Here is a 16,803-nt window from a genome sequence, read left to right on the forward strand (position 1 = left end):
TGTACGATCAGGAGAACAGAATAGATGACAATTTCCTGCGGCCATAAGTTGAAGCCGGATCCTTGAAGCCCCAGGCTTCAAAGAACTGCAGCAACTGCTGGCGGGCGCCATCTTCATTCCACTCGCGGTCGCGTTTCATGATCTCTATGAGCTGATCAACCGCTTCTTCCTTCTCGCCCCGGGCATTCAATCCCAGTGCATAATCGAACCGCGCCTGATGATCATCAGCGTTGCCTTCAATCCGGGCACGCAATTCCGACAGGTCATCGACTTGATCTGCCTGCTCAGCCAGTTCAATGGCCTTTGCAGCAGCCAGATACTCTTGATCCTGACGTTTGTCTTCAGGTGTCATCTCGAGCGTTTGCTTGGCCCGATCCACTTCCTCTGCCGCCACAAAGCATTGCGCCAGACCGGAAATGGCTTTCACATTGTCTGCTTCCATGGACAAAACACCGGCATAAGCTTGCGCTGCCTGCGTGATATCGCCTGACGCACGGGCGGCATCGGCTTGTTCCAGCATGACATCTACATCGCTCGGGCCAATCTTGACGCCAAGTTTCTCAATGAAAGCCTTGATCTGGCTTTCCGGCTGAGCGCCCATAAAGCCATCGACAGGCTGTCCCTGTTTGAAGGCCACCACAGCCGGAATGGACTGAACGCCCATCTGACCGGCAATTTCCGGGTAGTCTTCAATGTTCATCTTCACGAGCTTTACAGCCCCGCCCGCTTCTCGAACGACGGATTCAAGAACAGGCGTCAACTGTTTGCAAGGGCCACACCACGGTGCCCAGAAATCCACGATGACAGGCGTTTGCATGGACGCTTCCATGACGTCCTGCATGAAAGTCTGCGTCGTTGTATCCTTGATCAGGTCATCGCCCTGTGCAGACGCAGCCTGACCCTGCCCGGTTTGGTAGCCTCCACCATAACCGCCGCCCATTGTGCCGCCGAGGCTGCCACCTACTGAAAAGCCGGATCCACTCATATGCCCTGATCCCTTAATTCTGCGCCGCCTCAACAGCGGCAAAAACCATAGTCAATTACGCCTAACATGGCGTCTTGGGGCTGGAAATACAATTCCCCTCCCACGTTTCTGTTAATGCGCTTCCTGCGCTTGCGCCGAAACACTCAGAACCTGTGGCTCATGCCCACATGCGCGGACGAACTTGAGCAGATCCCCAGAAGAAATCGCCGTGGTCGCCGTGTTCTGCAGCGGGTGATAATTCAACAGGTCATGTTCCATCATGGCCGCATCCAGAACTACCGTGACACGGCGCGCTGCACGATCGTTTATCAGCGAAAACGGGGTAACCGACCCCGGCTCGACCCCCAGCACCTCCATTAGCAGATCGGGTTTGCCGAATGAAACCCGCCCTGAGGCACCAATCAACGGCCCTGTGGCCTTGAGGTCGATCTTGGCGTCATTGAGAGCCACGATCAAAAACAAGTTCCCCTTCTTGTCCTTGAGAAACAGGTTCTTGGTATGACCACCTGGCAGATTGTCGATAATCTCATGGGACTCGGCAACGGTGAATACCGCTGGATGTTCAACCGTGGAGGTTTCGATCCCCAGTTCATCCAAGAAATGCATCAACTCCTCACGACTGGCAGCCATTGAGTTCTCCCCAACCTGAAAAATAGAGTGAAATTCACCGCTTGCGGCTTGTACCGTCCGCAATCGTCCAAAACAAGGAATTTCCTTATAAAACAGCAGGTTTGACAAACCAACCATCGCTCATGCCGGCAAATGAAATCCACAGAACACACAAAAGTTGGGCCAGGAACCGAAATTCCTTATTGCATTCATCGGAAGCTTTTGCCATATAACGCCCACCTCACCGACGGGGCCCACACGAGGGACCTGTTCGAAACGGATGCGGGCGTAGCTCAGGGGTAGAGCGCAACCTTGCCAAGGTTGATGTCGTGAGTTCGAATCTCATCGCCCGCTCCAATTTCTCATCACCCGTGAGAAATCCGGTTCCACCCATACCGGTTTGGTGAGTGAAAATGGATATGCGGGCGTAGCTCAGGGGTAGAGCGCAACCTTGCCAAGGTTGATGTCGTGAGTTCGAATCTCATCGCCCGCTCCATTTCATTCTTCGATCCCCTCTCCTGAAAATCCAATTTTTCATCACGCCATCTTTCGACTGCGCCTGTAATACGTGTTGTCGAGGAAGGGAACTTTAATGGACACACTCCACGTTGTGTCGGGATGCTCTGGCGGCGGCAAATCCACACTTCTTTCAACGCTTCAGAAGCAAGGATTTCCCGTTTTCAAAGAAGCAGGCCGGGAAATCGTAGCATCCGAACAGGCCCACGGCGGCTCCGCACTTCCCTGGATTGACCTGGCAGCGTTTGCGGAGCGTGCCATCGCACAATGCCTTGAGGACTTCCGGTGCGCCGCGCAACTGACTGGACCGGTGTTTTTCGACCGCTCATTGATTGATGCGGTCACCGCTTATGAACACGCAACGGGATCAAAACAATATCGTGCCTTGCTGCAAGAGCACCGATACGCACGGACCGTGTTTTTCGCCCCGCCATGGCAAGCGATTTACCGCACTGACGCCGAACGCCAACATGGCTTCGCAGAAGCATGCGCTGAAGTCAGACGCCTGGAGCATACCTATTCACAGGCAGGCTACAGCTTGCTGCGCCTGCATGAATGCCCGGTCACCGAGCGCGCGTATTTCATACTTAACCACATCTAGGAGCGCGCACTACTCACCACTTCCGAATGGTCGCCCGTTCCGATCCCTTCCACTGACAACCAGGGCGGAAAGGGTGTGTTGCTTGCTGATATCAACGGCAGAAACCGGGATTGGAACCAACTTGAGCGAGCATAAAGCGGAATAAGGGTCCGGCGCACGAACCGCGCCCAGAAGCGCTCGGACGCCATGAGACGGGTCGATGGATCCACGGTTTCAATAACCTGCAAGGCGACGGGCCGCCTGTCTTCCGTGTATTCATCGGTCCGACCGGTACTGATTTGCCAAGCCAGCCACGCCGCATCCTCAATACCCATGTTCATGCCCCGCCCGCCAAACGGCGAATGTATGTGTGCTGCATCGCCAACCAGAAACACACTGCCGCTTTGATAGGTATCAACCAGACGATGGGAGATCTTGAAGGTGCTTTGCCAATGCACGTGCTCGACGTGAAGCGGCGACGGCACATGCTCCAGGATATCCGGATGGTCTGAAATCAACCGGACCCGCGATCCTCCGAGGGGAAACAAGGCGAACAACACGGGCGCTTCATCAAACACGCTGATGCTGTCCAGCGGCAATTCAGTGCTAATATCCACATCCGCCAGCCCCCACTCATGCTCATAGGCCGAGCCTTTGAAGGACTGCCCAATCATGTGACGCGTGGGTGAATGGGCGCCATCAGCCCCAATCACAACGTCGGGAGAGACATGTTGCTCTTCACCGGTTGGCAGCCCCAGAACCACCTGAGACCTACCGCCAATTTGGTGCAAGGATTTAAGAGTTACACCGCGGTCCACCCGGCCACCATAGCCTTGCAGGGTTTCCTCCAACACGGCCTCAGTTTCTGATTGTGAGAGAAGCAGCATGAAATCATAGGGTTGAGGCAACTGGCCGATATCTATTCGAACCAACTCACCCTCGGGCCCATAAAGTCTGGCCAGCCGTATCTTCTGCCCCTTTTCCATCAAGATATCCCGGGCTCCACTTGGAGCCAGAATCTTCAAGGTCCGCGGATTGATCACCAACGCACGAGAATAAGGGCTGGGCTCAGGTAGTTGATCGATGATCCGCGGCCGGTATCCGCGCCGATAAAGCTCAATGGCGGCGGTCAATCCGGAAGGGCCAGCGCCCACGATCAAGATGTCTTTTGGCATCAATTCAACCTTTTCATGGCCGACGTCCTTTAAAGACTATTCGACGAGCCGTGAAAGTTTGGTATGCACTTTGAAACCGAGTCTCCATGAAATCAACTGGTTAAAAAATCAGTGAGGCATTTGGGAGCGCGCTTTCCTGTCGAAGGTTCCATGCGAGCCTGCGCAACTTGAAGGCGGATTGTGGACCTCGAAAGACAAGAAGAGAGACAATGACAACTTCGCAGAAATGTCCCTGCCATTCAGGTGAATCCTATGCTCAATGCTGCCAGCCTGTCATAGAGGGCACCAAGGCACCGGAGCAGGCCGTGGAACTGATGCGCGCCCGGTATACGGCCTACACACAAAAAAATGTGGACTTTATTCGCGACACCCTGTGGCCGCCGCTGCAAAAGACACTCAATGAGCTCGAAGTTCGCGACTGGGCCAACGAAACCCACTGGCTGACGCTGGACGTTATGGACAAGCGTAATGGTGGCGAAAATGACAACGAAGGTCTCGTGTTGTTCAAGGCCAAGTTTCTTGCGCGCGGCCAGATGTTTGAACACAAGGAGCTCAGCCTGTTCAGGAAGCGCAAGGGACAGTGGTACTATGTAGAGCCACTTCCGCTGCCGAACGGCGTTTGAGCCTAATGGAAGTTGCGCCCCTTGGGCAGAACCCGACCCACCTGACGGGACAACGCCTCGTAGTCCTGCGCAACTTCCGGCACCTCCTGGATCAATTGGGCCAGTCCGCGCTTTGGCTTGATCTTGGGAGCCAGTTCGGGAACCGGGCGCTTGACCTCATCAGCTCGCGCCAATGCTGAATCATCAAGCCCTTCCTCAGAGAGCTGCGCCATCAGGTGACTCACGTCCTCAAGCTGTTCAGCAACAACGTGAATAACGCCCTCCGCATTCTGCAGATGACCGGAGACCTTAACAAACCGTGCTCCCAACACGATGGGACGATACTTTTCAAAACACTTTGGCCAGATAATTACATTGGCGACCGCACTTTCATCTTCAAGCGTCATGAAAATCACCCCCTTGGCAGAGCCGGGACGCTGGCGGATCAGCACCAGCCCCGCAACGGACACGCGGGTCCCTGTGCGCAGCTCCGACAACGAGGCGGCGCGCAGCACCCGCATCCGGTTCAAGGTCGGACGCACAAACGAAACAGGGTGGGCCTTCAAGGACAGGGACAGGCTCTGATAATCCAGCACCACATGCTCCCCCAGCCGCATCGGGGGCAAGTCCACATCCGGCTCAGGCCGCAAGTTGTCCAGATCTGCCCGGTCAAACAACGGCAGCCTCTCTGCTGCATCGCCTGCCTCCAGTCCTTGTGCGGCCCAAAGGGCTGTACGCCGATCCAGCCCCAGCGAACGGAAAGCATCCGCCTCAGCCAAGCGAGTAATCACCGCCCGTGGCAGCCCTGTTCGCAACCACAAGTCACGCACGGAATCATATCCTTTGCCGCGCCGGGACACCAACAGCGCCACATCCTCCTGACGAACGCCTTTAATGCTGCGAAACCCAAGGCGAACCGCATGATCACTGCACACAGTCTGTGCCATCTCCTTGTGACGTGGATGTAGTTTCCAACATGCAAGCACCCCCGGCTCCAGACTTGCGTCCCAGTCCGACAGGTTCACATCCACCTCACGCACATCAACCCCATGCTCACGCGCGTCACGGACCAACTGGGCTGGCGCATAAAACCCCATGGGTTGGGAATTGAGCATGGCCGCGCAGAATACATCCGGATAACGCGCCTTGAGCCAAGCCGATGCATAGACCAACAACGCAAAGCTGGCTGCGTGACTTTCCGGAAAGCCATATTCACCAAACCCCTCAATTTGCTTGAAACAGCGCTCGGCAAATTCACGTTCATATCCGCGCGCCACCATGCCTTCGACCATTTTGCGCTGAAACGTGCCAATGGTGCCAACGCGCCTGAAAGTCGCCATCGCCCGTCGCAACCGATCCGCTTCGGCAGGTTCGAACCCGGCCGCAACAATGGCAATCTTCATGGCCTGCTCCTGAAACAGGGGCACACCCAGGGTCTTGCCCAGCACTTGGCGCAGCTCCTCCTTGGGGTAGTGCACAGGCTCAAGCTTTTGGCGGCGCCGTAAATACGGGTGCACCATGTCCCCCTGAATGGGCCCGGGCCGGACAATGGCCACCTCAATGACCAGATCATAAAAATTCTGCGGACGCATGCGGGGCAACATGCTCATCTGAGCGCGGCTTTCGATTTGAAACACTCCCACCGTATCAGCCCGCGAAATCATGTCGTAAACCGGCTTTTCTTCTGACGGTATGCTGGCAATCGTCAATGACTCCCCATAGGTTTCTTGCAGCAGATACAGGGCCCGTCGAATTACAGAGAGCATACCCAGCGCCAGGACATCGATTTTCAAAATGCCCAGCGCGTCGAGATCATCCTTGTCCCATTCAATCACACTTCGGCCCTCCATGGCCGCGTTTTGAATGGGCACCACCTCGTCCAGCCGATTGCGGGTAATCACAAATCCCCCAACATGCTGGGAGAGGTGACGCGGAAAGCCAATCAAATCATGGGCAAGCCGGATAACCTGTGCCATCCGCGCCTGTTCTGGGTCCAGCCCTGCCTCTCGTATTTGCTCCGGCGTACCACCTCGATCCGAACGCCCCCAAATGGTGCCGGCCAAGGCATTTATGGCATCCTCTGAAAACCCGAAGACTTTCGCCACCTCGCGCAAAGCAGAGCGCGAGCGATAACAAATCACAGTGGCGGCCAACCCCGCACGCTCACGCCCATATTTCTCATAGATATACTGAATGACTTCTTCGCGCCGCTCATGCTCGAAGTCGACATCAATATCCGGCGGCTCCTTGCGCTCTGGAGAAATGAAACGCTCAAACAACAAATCAGCCCGCTCCGGATCCACCTCCGTAATGCCAAGGCAAAAGCACAGAACGGAATTAGCTGCAGAACCACGTCCCTGACACAAGATTCCACGTGAGCGGGCAAAACGCACAATGTCGTAAACCGTCAAGAAGTACGGCGCATAATCCAGCTGAGCGACAACCGCCAGCTCCTTCTGCACCGCCTCTTGCACCTTGCACGGCGCGCCAGCCGGATAGCGTCGCTGAACTCCTTCCGCCACAAGGCGCTCCAGCTCTTGTTGTGGGGTCAAGCCTGGCAGTGTGGCTTCCTCGGGATAGGTATAGGCCAGCTCATCCAGTGAAAAGGTGATTTCCTCTGCCACGCGCGATGTTTCGGAGACAGCCTCGGGACAATCTTGAAAAAGGTCCTGCATTTGTTCATGTGTCTTCAAATAGCGCTCCGCATTGGCTTGCAGATGTCGCCCCGCCCCCTCCAGCGTTTCGTGCAATCGAATGCAGGTCACAACATCCTGAAGAGGCCGGCGCTCCGGCATGTGGTAGAGCACATCATTGGTCGCAAGCAGCGGCACCTGACAGCGGAGAGCCAGCTCCTGCAACCGCCCAATCCAGCGTCGATCACTTCCGTTATACAAAAACCGCACAGCCAATCGCACGCTGGTCCCAAAACGATCACGCAAGCGCGCCAGCAACTGACACAACGCACGTTCATCTGCCTGCTGCGGCAATTGCATCGGCACAGGCGCCATCACCATGCCCTCGCCCCATGCCAGCAAATCTTCAAGCCGCAGGTGACACTCGCCTTTCGGCGCCCGACGGTTTCCAATGGTCAAAAGGCGGCACAACCGTTGATACGCTGCCAAATCTTTCGGCCAAACCAGAATATCCGGCGTTTGATCCAGAAATACGAGACGGCACCCCACAAGAGCGCGCACCCCCGCCTCCCGAGCCGCGACATGAACCCGCACCACACCGGCCAGTGAGTTGCGATCTGTTACCCCCAGTGCGCAGTATCCCAACTCGCCAGCAGTAAAAGCCAGCTCTTCCGGGTGAGACGCCCCATGAAGGAATGAGAAATTGGTGGCACAGCCCAGTTCGACAAAAGAAGCGCGCTTCAACAAGTCGGTCATGGTCGCAACTCCTGACACCTAACTGAAAAAGCCCTGCAGGAACCAACGCGGCACAGGGGTTTCCCGCTCGAACAAACCTTCCCTGAAAAGCCAGAAACGCCGGCCATGCGTATCTTCAACACGAAAATAGTCTCGAGTAGGTGCCGTGCCTTCCCACCACGGCGGCGCTATGCGTTCCGGCCCTTCAGACCGGGCCACTTCGTAAAGCGCCCTGCGCCAGCGAAACCGCAGCGGAGGCCCTTCAGGCACCATGGCAATGGCCTCCACCAACTCAGCCTGAGGAAGCAACCGCAACGGACGCTCCGGTGCAGACGTATCCCAAAGCAGGGTTTCATCCGGCCAGAACACAGCCTCTTCTCGAACTGTGGCTGCAGGCACCAACGCGGCACGCTGCTCCGGCACGTGGCTATCCTGTGGCAAAAACCGGGAGACACGCGCCAATCCCAACCGGGCGCCCAGCCGGTCAACCAACAGCGTCAAATCCGCATCATCAGAAGTGCTGCCACTGAGATCCAATTGCCCCGCCGTGCAGGACTGCGCTTCCAACACCCCCAGACGGATCAGATCAAAACCAAATCCCACATCCAGATCGTCCCCAGCGGCCTTCAGCTTTTCCTTGAACAACCGCAGCATGAAATCTGGTTCACGCACCGGGCCGCTGGTGCCTACGATCAGACGGCTGACCACACCATCCACGCGAAACAGGACCACCTCAAAGGCACGCCCGCCCTCTCCCCGGTCTTCAAGTTGCTTTTTCAAATGCACGCCCAAACCCAGAATAACGGCTTCCACATCCTCAAGCCGAGAGACAGGTTCGAAAAAACGTCGCTCCGCCACCAATGCAGGCGTATGGAGCCTTGGTGAGATGGGTTCGCCCTCCATGCCCAGTGCCTGGTCCAGACGACGCACAAGCTGCGGTCCAAACCGGCTGGCCAAAGGAGCGCGCGGCCGATCCAGAATGTCGCCCACGCATTTCAGCCCTACTTTCGTAAGCCCCGCCACGACACGGCTTTCCAGTCTCAGCAAGGACAAGGGCAGCTCTGCCAGCATTTCGCGCTGTTGCCCCGGAGCGATCACCCCTTGGCAAGACCGCGCACCTGCCCATGCAGCACCCACCGTATCGGCGACACAAGCTCGAACCGTAAACCCTTGAGACGTGAGGCGGCTGACACAATCCTCCAGCAAGGCCTGCTCGCCTTCAAACAAGTGCGAACATCCTGTAATGTCCAATAGAAGGCCATCCTCGCCGCTCAGCGCGACCAACGGCGTATACCGGTCACACCAGTCAGCAAGGGCTGCCAAAAGCGAAGCATTTGCTGCCGGCACATCTTCTTGCGTGCGCAGCGCTGGCACCCGGGCACAGGCATCACTCAACCCATCACCACAAGAAACTCCTGCACGCCGCGCAACACCATTGACACATACAAGTTCCAGACGATTGCCAAGCTTTGCATAAACCGCCAATGGCTCAACGGACCCGCCGGAAAGCCACGACCTGCCCCGTTCCTGACGGCACAGGCGATCGGTGGCCAGCTCTGGAAACCAGAGGCAGAGAATCCGTTGCGGTGCCCGCAGAGGCATTTTCAATGTCGAGGCGGGGGATTTCATCAAATTGCCGGGTTGCATGGTTCCACTCCAAATCGCAAGAACTAGGCCGCCCTTCCCGGTTCTTTTCTAGCGTCACACGCCAACGAGGTGCCCCCATCAATGCACGGTGCGGCACATATGCGCCGGTCCTGTCCCGTGTTGCTGTTGGCGTTGGGCCGGACCCAACACACCAGCGTGTCATGGCTGCTGAAACCGTTGCATCTGCACCATGACGCATGAAAAACAACGGCACACCTGAGCGCTCGGTGCGCAACACCAGTCGACGGGTTGAGGTCAAATCGAGTTCCTTGAAATCTCCCAGCATTTCGCCCACCACGACGCTCAAGGACTGGCATTGACTGCCCTCTTCCAAAACCCACAACATATCTTCCACCCGGCGCGGGGTGACCATGATCAAACGAGCCGGATCCAGCCCGAACTGCAAAAATCCTTGTGCACACAGCATGCCGGCCTCGCGCTGCACCGCCTCGTCCAGCACCCATAAAACCTGACCGGCACGCCGGTTGGCGCACAAAGTGGCAAGCGCAGCAACGAAACCGGTCAATGCTCCACTCAAACGCACTTGAGGCGCAATGAATTCATGCATTGTGCCGAGTTTGAAGCCTGGCTGGGCCGACGCGCCATCCAAAGCCTCAACACCCAAGCAAAACCGTGGGGACACTGCCGAGCGCAGGCAAGGTGCACCTGCCTCATCCTTGCTGGAACGATCATGGGACGCTGTCAGGTTCTGATCAGAAGGGAGAGCTGGCTCCTGCAATTTCGAGGCGGCGGAGGCAGGAGCCAGACTCAACTGCGCTTCTGGAGGGAGGCGACCTTCCAGAACCGCAAGGCGGCGACGTAAAGCGTCAATTTCTTCCTTTCGGGAGTTCATGCACCCTCGTCGTGTTCTCATTTTGTTCTTATAATGTTCTCACATTGATTCCGCGAGAGAGCGCGAGAGTCAAGCACTCATTTACCCCAGGATTTTAAGTATCAAAATATGAGGTCATTCTGGATTGCGGCTGATCACCCAGTCGACTTGGCTTTTACAAACAGTCTAGGTGGCTCAATCATTAAAAAATTAATCTTTGCGTATAAGTATATATAACCCATTAGAATTGCAGGAGCCCAATTTTGCGAATCCTGTTCGCTCCCATTGCCGAAAAGGTGTTGCCTTCCAGCCTGAAAGCCACGCTGATGCCGCTTGTCGCACGCCTGGACAGCGCCTTGTGGGAGGAAGGGGATCAGGCCGCAGCAAACCGCGGTGCGCTGATCGTGTTCTTCAGCCGGGTGGTCAGTGCCGCTTTGGCCTATGCCCTTCAAGTATTCCTGGCACGGATTCTGGGATCGACGGAATACGGCATATTCGTCACGGTCTGGACGATTCTGATCATCTTCAGCTTGTTTTCCTGCTCCGGCTTTTCCAACTCCATTCTGCGTTTTGTACCGGAATTCAACGCACAAAAGGATTTCGCTCGCTTAAACGGCTTCATATTTACCGCTCAGCGTGTTGGCGTCTTCGGATCCACCGCCATTGCCCTTGCCGGAGCACTGGCTACCTGGGTGCTCTCAGACACCATCGAAAGCCACTTCGTTCTGCCGCTGTTCCTGGTAGCGGTTTGCCTGCCCTTGATGGTCTATACCAACATTCTGGAAAGCGTGGCTCGCGCTTATGATTGGCAATTGCTGGCCATGATGCCCGCGTTCTTGTGGCGTCCAACGCTGATCATCATCGTCATGTTAGGCGCGTGGCTTGCTGGCTTTCCCCCAACAGCTGCCACGGCCTGCATCAGCGCAATCATCGCCATCTGGGCGGTCGCGGTACTGCAAACGCTCATGATGCGGCCCCGCCTTCGGGCCGTGGTGCCGTCAGTTCCCAAAATCATTGACTTCAAGTTCTGGCTGATCGTTTCCACACCGATGATGCTGGTGGATGGCTTTTTCCAGCTCACCATGAGCGCAGACGTCTTGATGGTGGGGTATTGGATGTCACCGGATCAAACCGGGATCTACTTCGCCGCCTCGCGCACTCTTGCTCTGCTGCATTTTGTATTCTACGCCGTGCGCTCGGTCAGCGCTGCAAGACTGTCGCGTCTGTACCACAGCGGCGACCAGAACGGCCTGCATGCCTACAGCCGCACAGCGGCTCAGATGACGTTCTACCCTACGGTGCTGCTCGCCGTGCTTCTGATCCCGACCGCGCCCCTGCTGCTCCGCCTGTTCGGATCGGACTTCATGGAGGCTCTGCCGGCGCTGTACATCCTGATCTTCGGTGTGCTGGCCCGCGCGGCCATTGGCCCGGCTGACGCGCTTTTGATCATGTCCGGCAACCAGACAACATGCGCCTGGGTTTACGCCTCCGTATTCGCCGCCAACGTGGCGTTTAACGCCGTTCTGATTCCGGCATTGGGTTTGGTCGGCGCCGCATTGTCCACCACCCTTTCCACCTTTATCGAGGCCGCCTTGATATATGCCGTCACGCGGAAGCGCGTCGGTGTTCGCGCCTTCTTCCTTGCAGCCCCAACGGCTACGGCAGGCTCATCATGAAGCAGAACACCCCAGTCGTTGTCGCCCATAGCGCTGAAACATGGGATCAGATCGAACCGGCCTGGGCACAGCTCGCCGCAACAGCTTTGGACCCCAATCCATTCTTCACGCCCACATTCTTGCGCGCCTATCAAACCCACTTGGCACGGGGCAGAATCCAGTTGTTGGCCGTGGCTCATCCAGCCGAACAACGCCTCGTCGCAGCCCTTCCCCTACATCTGACACGATCTACCGGTCTGTGGCACACCGCAAGTACAGTCGTGGGGGACTATGGGACGCTGGGCACTTTGCTCTGCTCCCCGGAGGCAACCTGCGAAGAAATCGCCGCGCTCATAAAAGCAGCTGTTCAACGCTCTCCAGGACGCACACTCGCACTCCCCTATCATGCCGTGCAAGGTGCCACGTTTGAGCGCCTGCAACATGCGTTGGAGGCCAGCTCGCTTCAGTGGCACATCGCCGATCAATCAGACCGCGCCTATCAGGCAGGTGGCCCAGATGCGGAAGCAACGCTCTCGCAAGCACTTAACTCAAAATCGGGGAAGAGAGTCCAACGCTACGGCCGTCAGCTCGCGCGCAAGGGTGAATTGACACAGGTGTCATTCACAACACCGGAAGACATCAATAAAGCCCTAGCGGACTTCATTGCCCTGGAAGCCGCGGGCTGGAAAGGCCGCCAAGGCACAGCGCTTGCAAATCAAACCAGCGCACAAAACTTCACACAGCAGATGTTTCGAGACTTTGCGAACACCGGTAACGCCAGAATTGACGCTTTGTGCCTGGATGGGGCGCCCATTGCCATAAAGCTCTGGCTGCGCCAGGGAAACCGCTTCTTCGGATGGAAAACCACATTTGACGAGACCCACGCCAAGGTGTCTCCCGGACCGCAATTGCTGTTTTACAGTAGCCACGTCAATCTGGACACCGAAGGGTTTGAAGGCGCAGATTCTCTCACCACACCGGATAATCGGATGGCCAATACCGTTTGGCATTCTCGCTTCGCATATGGAACGATCATGATCGGCTCAGGGTCTCGCTTCGCGGTCAGCACGACCTTGATCAAGGCGAAGACGCAGGCGCAGGCATACGCCAAGACAAAACTGAAGGCATTGCTCGGCCGTCGATAAAAGATCACGCAAGCGCGCCACCAAACATACCCCCAGAAACACCAAAGGGGGCTCGAAATCTCGAACCCCCTTCAGCTTTTGCTATATCTCAGTCTTACTGCTCGAGGGCAGCTTCAACCCGGGCAGCCACTTCTTCGGGAACCCAAGTGGTCCAAAGATCACGGTTGGTGCGCAAGAACTCCAGTGCCGCGTCGTCGGTTGAACCGCCGGTATCCTGCATGTAGGCCAGCGCCTTGGAGACAATCGCGTTTGTGGTTTCGTACTTGGTCAGGAACTCAACCAGTTGAGGCGCTTGTTCCGCAAACTCGCTGTTGGCGTAAACATGAACTCGGGACAACGGATAAGCGACCGCTTTCTCAACCTGTGTCGGATCCGTTTCCTCGGACAATGCATCCCAGATTTCGCGATCAAAGGCCGGCTCTTCAAGAATGACCAGATCATCCATCACCTTACCAAGAACCCAAGTCGGACCCCAGTAATAGAACACGATCGGCTTTTCACGCTTCACATTGGATTCGATCGCGGCGGAAAGAGCCGCACCTGTACCCGGACGGAAGTTCACAAAGTCTTCCGTCAAACCGTAGGCATGCAGCTTCTTGGTGTTGATCTCTTCACAGCCCCACCCTGCGATACAATTGTAAAAGCGCCCTTTGGATGGATCTTCCGGATCCTGAAAGACCTCCTTGTACTTGGGCAGATCAAACACAGTCTTCAAACCCTTGGCCGGGGCGTCTTCGCCCTCCACCAGATACTTGGGCACAAACCACGCCTGAAGGGCATCCGGGAAGTTGATACCAAGATCAACAAAGTCACCAGCAGCCTGCCCCTTTGCGAGGGCCTCGGTCACATTGTCCGGCCAGATTTCCATGGTCACGTCCACGTCGCCGCGAGCCATGCCATTCAATAGCGGAATGGTGGAACCAGGAATCTGATCAGTTTCACATCCATAGCCATTCTTCATGATGAAGCTGGCCACGGATGTGTGAAATGCATTGGAATCCCAATCGAGACCAGCAAACACGACGGGCCGGTCAATTTCACACTGGGCTTCTGCAGCAGCGCTAGAACCAACAGCAAGTGGCAGCGCAACAGCTGCAGCGGCAAATGCAAGAGTTGTTTTAAACAAAAGAACGTCTCCGGTTACGAGGTTACAGTCGCTCGCTGCTTCCTCGACAGAAGAAACAGGGCAAACTCGTCTATTTCGGGCCGGGACCCGAGATTTTTAATAATGATGAGAAGCTTTCCCAAAGCCAACTCACCGAATAGGCGAGCACGATAATAGTCTCAAAAAAATTCATGTCAACGATTTCAACCATGAACTTTAAAAATAACTCATAACAAACATCATTTCCAAATAATAATTCATTACCTTTCGAAAAATATACTTCAACATAACCAAGATAAACTTATAAAAATCATCATATAAAATAAACAGCGCTTCTCGCGGTGGCGAGGCAAAATATTTCGGCCACCCCAGAGAAGTCATGACATGATGTGCAGATTTCACAAAAAACAGAAAGCGTGTCGGGAAATGCGCCTAAACCCATAGAAAATTTATACAAATCACGACGCATTGAAATGCTTTGCGTTCGGATCTTCCGAACTGAAGCAGAAGATCGTTTTACTTGAAAACACCCCTATGAATTCAGAGCACGGTCGCTGGTCGCAACATGAAAACGATTCATAGCCGCAGATTCTCTTTCAAATCCGGACGCAATATAGAGCCGGATCGCCGTGCTATTCCGCTCCAACAAGGCTCCAGAATACCTTGTATTTGGTTTGAGGTGCATACGCGGTAGCGATCCCGATCCGAGTGATCTTCGGATCCAGCATCACGGCGCGATGACGCGGGGAGTCCCGCCAGCCCGAAAAGGCTTCGGCCCAACGCCGATAGCCTGCGCTGGTATTTTCAACCGCGTAGATATTCAGCTCCCCCACGGCCTCGAGACGCTCGGCCAAATCGCCGCCTTCCCGACCCGATAGATTAGAGCCACCTGTGGTGGCAAGGCTTTGAGCCTTGATGGCGGCGGCGCGTCCCAAAGAGGAAGCAACAACCACAGGACCCAACCCCTGTTGAGCCCGATAACTGGAGATCATCGCAGCCACAACTTGCTGATCGATCTGCGCATCCGGTCTTTCCAGACTTTGATAATAGGAAGGCGTATCTGGCCCGCCCACACAACCAACCAGCCCAACCGTACTGATAGCCATCAAAATACCGGCCCAAACCGACTTTAAGACTGTGAACACCATTGTCGCCCCTTTTACCTTTGCAAGGCCTGATTGCCGTCCTGACGCAGCGACGCACTGATACACGACCCAACAAAAAAGGCCAGCACTTAATGTGCCGGCCTTGTTTCATGGCAACCTGAGCGTCGTTCAGGAAGCGTGCTTGACGGAAGTCTTATCGCTCTTTTGCGCGTCTTCCGCTGGATCCTGATCCTTGATGGCACCATCGTCAGAAGCCGCAGCATCAGGCGTCTTATCGCCTTCCGCTTCCTCGCCCTCGTCCGGCGGTGTCAAGATGCTACCCACCTCATCGGTGTTGAGAACACCCTTGAAGTGTCCCTCTTCATCCACCACCGCAACTGGATAGTCGCTTTCCAATGTTGCCGGCAACGCTGCTTCAATGGTGCTCTCCAGATCCACCTTCGAGCTGTCATCAGCAAATTCATAAAGCGACGGATTCTTGCCAGGTTTGTTGATCTCTTCCTCAAGGGCTTCTTGCGTAACCACGCCGCGGAACTCCTTGTTCTCGACAACGTAGCCGTACTCTTCACCCTTGCGGCGCATCTCGGCCAGTGCCCGCTCCATGTTATCGTGAGTGATCCGCCACTCCGGTGGCTGCATCACGGTATCCACGGTCAGAACACGAGCCCGGTTCACATCGCGAACGAATGCGCGCACGTAATCATCAGCCGGCTGCAACAGAATTTCAGGCGGCGTACCAACCTGCGACAGTTCACCGTCCTTCAGGATTGCAATCTTGTCACCAATGCGCAGTGCTTCATCGAGATCGTGGGTAATGAAAACGATGGTTTTGTGCAGCTTTTCCTGTAGTTCAACCAACTGATCCTGCATCTGCGAGCGGATCAACGGGTCAAGCGCAGAAAAGGCCTCATCCATCAGCAGGACATCAGCATCCGTGGCCAACGCGCGCGCCAAGCCGACACGCTGCTGCATGCCGCCAGACAACTGGCTTGGGAACTGGTTTTCGAACCCGCCCAGACCAACAGCTTCAATCCACTCGCGCGCCTTGTCCTCACGGCCCTGCTTTTTGACGCCCTGAACTTCCAGTCCATAGGCCACATTCTGCACAACCGTCCGGTGCGGCAGCAAACCGAAACGCTGGAAAACCATGCTCATCTTGTGCCGACGGAAGTCTTCCAACTCCTTGCGGTTCAGCGACATCACATCCACGCCATCCACAATGATCTGGCCAGCAGTTGGCTCAATCAAGCGGTTGAAGTGGCGGATCATGGTGGACTTACCCGAGCCGGACAGCCCCATGATAACAAAGATCTCGCCCTCACCAATTGTCAGCGACACATTGTTGAGGCCCAGTGTATGGCCGGTTTCGGCAAGAAGCTCTTCCTTGCTCATTCCAGCCTCGACCTTCGGCAGCACCTCTTTGTCACGCGGTCCGAAGATCTTCGTGATATTCTTGACTTCGATTTTTGACATGGCGT

The 16,803-nt window shown here is 55.8% G+C and carries 13 protein-coding genes and 2 tRNA genes; 6 read left to right on the forward strand and 9 right to left on the reverse strand.

The genetic code is table 11. The features are described from left to right. Window positions 1–7: 7 nt before the first annotated feature. A complete protein-coding gene (gene trxA / locus G512_RS0108595; protein WP_028481375.1) occupies window positions 8–985 on the reverse strand; it encodes a thioredoxin in 978 nt (325 codons plus the stop codon). Window positions 986–1,096: 111 nt separating this feature from the next. Continuing rightward, entirely contained in the window at window positions 1,097–1,615 is a 519-nt protein-coding gene (locus G512_RS0108600) for a prolyl-tRNA synthetase associated domain-containing protein (RefSeq protein WP_028481376.1), read from the reverse strand. Between the two features lie 261 nt (window positions 1,616–1,876). Between G512_RS0108600 and G512_RS0108610 the strand changes: the two genes are divergently transcribed. The 3 genes from G512_RS0108610 (at window position 1,877) to G512_RS0108620 (ending at window position 2,711) form a co-directional block, all read left to right on the forward strand. Next, a tRNA-Gly gene (locus G512_RS0108610) sits at window positions 1,877–1,951 on the forward strand. A 64-nt stretch (window positions 1,952–2,015) separates the two neighbouring features. Continuing rightward, window positions 2,016–2,090 (forward strand) — tRNA-Gly (locus tag G512_RS0108615). Between the two features lie 96 nt (window positions 2,091–2,186). After that, on the forward strand, window positions 2,187–2,711 hold the full coding sequence (locus G512_RS0108620) for an AAA family ATPase (RefSeq protein ID WP_028481377.1): 525 nt from the start codon (window positions 2,187–2,189) through the stop codon (window positions 2,709–2,711). Here G512_RS0108620 and G512_RS20430 read toward each other — a convergent pair. Then, window positions 2,708–3,865 carry an FAD-dependent oxidoreductase gene (locus G512_RS20430; RefSeq protein ID WP_051269140.1) on the reverse strand — a complete coding sequence of 386 codons (1,158 nt, stop codon included), beginning with the start codon at window positions 3,863–3,865 and terminating at the stop codon, window positions 2,708–2,710. The two genes, G512_RS0108620 and G512_RS20430, sit on opposite strands and share 4 nt — an antisense overlap. A gap of 209 nt (window positions 3,866–4,074) precedes the next feature. On the opposite strand from G512_RS20430, the gene G512_RS0108630 reads away from it, so the two are divergent. Then, entirely contained in the window at window positions 4,075–4,488 is a 414-nt protein-coding gene (locus G512_RS0108630) for a YchJ family protein (RefSeq protein WP_028481378.1), read from the forward strand. Window positions 4,489–4,490: 2 nt separating this feature from the next. On the opposite strand, the gene G512_RS0108635 is transcribed toward G512_RS0108630, so the two are convergent. From G512_RS0108635 to G512_RS0108645, 3 genes are read right to left on the reverse strand one after another with little or no spacing between them, the layout of a single operon-like run. Then, window positions 4,491–7,856, reverse strand: coding sequence for an error-prone DNA polymerase (locus G512_RS0108635; RefSeq protein WP_178378238.1), 3,366 nt, complete (start codon window positions 7,854–7,856; stop codon window positions 4,491–4,493). 18 nt (window positions 7,857–7,874) lie between these two features. After that, window positions 7,875–9,437: a Y-family DNA polymerase gene (locus G512_RS0108640; RefSeq protein ID WP_143181351.1), complete on the reverse strand. Its 1,563-nt coding sequence runs from the start codon at window positions 9,435–9,437 to the stop codon at window positions 7,875–7,877. Beyond that, a complete protein-coding gene (locus G512_RS0108645; protein ID WP_051269141.1) occupies window positions 9,325–10,335 on the reverse strand; it encodes an ImuA family protein in 1,011 nt (336 codons plus the stop codon). Before G512_RS0108645 ends, G512_RS0108640 begins: the two co-directional genes overlap by 113 nt. A 242-nt stretch (window positions 10,336–10,577) precedes the next feature. Here G512_RS0108645 and G512_RS0108650 point away from each other — a divergent pair, with 242 nt between their 5' ends. Together G512_RS0108650 and G512_RS0108655 are read left to right on the forward strand one after the other, a co-directional pair. Further along, window positions 10,578–11,990, forward strand: a complete 1,413-nt coding sequence (locus G512_RS0108650; protein ID WP_028481382.1) for an oligosaccharide flippase family protein — start codon at window positions 10,578–10,580, stop codon at window positions 11,988–11,990. Further along, entirely contained in the window at window positions 11,987–13,114 is a 1,128-nt protein-coding gene (locus G512_RS0108655; RefSeq protein WP_028481383.1) for a GNAT family N-acetyltransferase, read from the forward strand. Before G512_RS0108650 ends, G512_RS0108655 begins: the two co-directional genes overlap by 4 nt. Before the next feature lie 94 nt (window positions 13,115–13,208). On the opposite strand, the gene G512_RS0108660 is transcribed toward G512_RS0108655, so the two are convergent. The 3 genes from G512_RS0108660 to G512_RS20435 form a co-directional block, all read right to left on the reverse strand. Beyond that, a complete protein-coding gene (locus tag G512_RS0108660; RefSeq protein ID WP_028481384.1) occupies window positions 13,209–14,240 on the reverse strand; it encodes an ABC transporter substrate-binding protein in 1,032 nt (343 codons plus the stop codon). A 611-nt stretch (window positions 14,241–14,851) separates the two neighbouring features. Further along, a complete protein-coding gene (locus tag G512_RS0108670) occupies window positions 14,852–15,367 on the reverse strand; it encodes a CAP domain-containing protein (protein ID WP_051269142.1) in 516 nt (171 codons plus the stop codon). 126 nt (window positions 15,368–15,493) lie between these two features. Continuing rightward, a complete protein-coding gene (locus G512_RS20435; RefSeq protein WP_081657423.1) occupies window positions 15,494–16,798 on the reverse strand; it encodes a quaternary amine ABC transporter ATP-binding protein in 1,305 nt (434 codons plus the stop codon). Window positions 16,799–16,803 lie beyond the last annotated feature (5 nt).

The sequence above is a fragment of the Pseudovibrio exalbescens DSM 16456 genome (assembly GCF_000422785.1).
Taxonomy (GTDB): domain Bacteria; phylum Pseudomonadota; class Alphaproteobacteria; order Rhizobiales; family Stappiaceae; genus Pseudovibrio; species Pseudovibrio exalbescens.